The organism is Rickettsia sp. TH2014, assembly GCF_019249195.1.
GTDB classification, from domain to species: Bacteria; Pseudomonadota; Alphaproteobacteria; order Rickettsiales; family Rickettsiaceae; genus Rickettsia; species Rickettsia felis.
In genome coordinates this window covers 1-936 of record NZ_MXAX01000023.1, presented here as the reverse complement: position 1 = coordinate 936, position 936 = coordinate 1, and the positions used below count along the sequence as shown (strand labels likewise).

The following is a 936-nucleotide window of genomic DNA, read 5'->3' as shown; positions in this document are numbered from 1 at the left end:
GTTATTTTAAAGCTAATTAAATTCTTTTTTACTGCAAATTATAAGATTTTTTTGAAACAGGACTAGCTATTCCAGCAAAAATCTTATTAATTTTTGCTAAAAAATCCCTTTAATTATCAATTAAAATAACTTTGTTAACAGCGCCTAGTCATATGGTCTGTTACAAAAAATCTTTGATGCTCTATAACATTATGCACTCGTAAATAATCAGCTCCATGCTCTGTTAAATATTTTGATATTGCTATTGTTTCCAAATCTCTTTCCGATGCTTTGGAATTATAAAAAGCAGAAATATAAGATTTTCATGAGTGTCCTACCAATATCTCACATCCTGGATTTTTAAATTTTTTAATATGTTGTAATATATAAATTTTGGTAAATGGATTTTCCAAAACCAATTCCAGGATCAAGAATGATATTTTTTCTATCAAATCCACATTTTTCTAATCTTGTTATTTCTTGCTCTGTCCATATATTTAAACTAGCAAGCGGAGAGTTATCGAAATCAAGACATTTTTGTTTTTGCGGTGGAACGGTTAATGAGTGCATAGTAATAATTTTACAATTATAATCGGCAATTAATCGTAATGTATAATTATCTAGATTATTTTTAACCAAGTTTATACAGGAAATAGGGTATTTTTTTTAAAACAATTTTAATTACTTCAGGAGTAAAGCCATCAATACTGACTATAATTTCTTTTTCTTTTATAACTTCCCTAAGCTCTTCAAGAACATTCTCAAGCCTTGCATATCCTTCATCTTCATTAATAATTAAAGCGGGAGGACGTGTTGATTGTGATCCAAGCTCAATTATTGTAGCCCCTTCATTTATCAAGCGTACAAAATTTCTAACGGTATCTTCTTTATGAAAATTTAATCCCCCATCAGAAAAAGAATCAGGAGTAGGTCGTGCCTCCGTATTGCAGTTTAGAG

At 29.5% G+C, this 936-nt stretch carries 2 protein-coding genes; both read right to left on the bottom strand.

Annotated elements, in window-relative coordinates:
• Positions 1-348: 348 nt before the first annotated feature.
• Entirely contained in the window at positions 349-618 is a 270-nt protein-coding gene (locus KYQ89_RS00295; protein ID WP_218459811.1) for a dihydropteroate synthase, read from the bottom strand.
• On the bottom strand, positions 611-936 hold a 326-nt coding region (locus KYQ89_RS00290), incomplete at its 5' end, for a dihydropteroate synthase (RefSeq protein ID WP_218459810.1). The genes KYQ89_RS00295 and KYQ89_RS00290, both read right to left, overlap by 8 nt.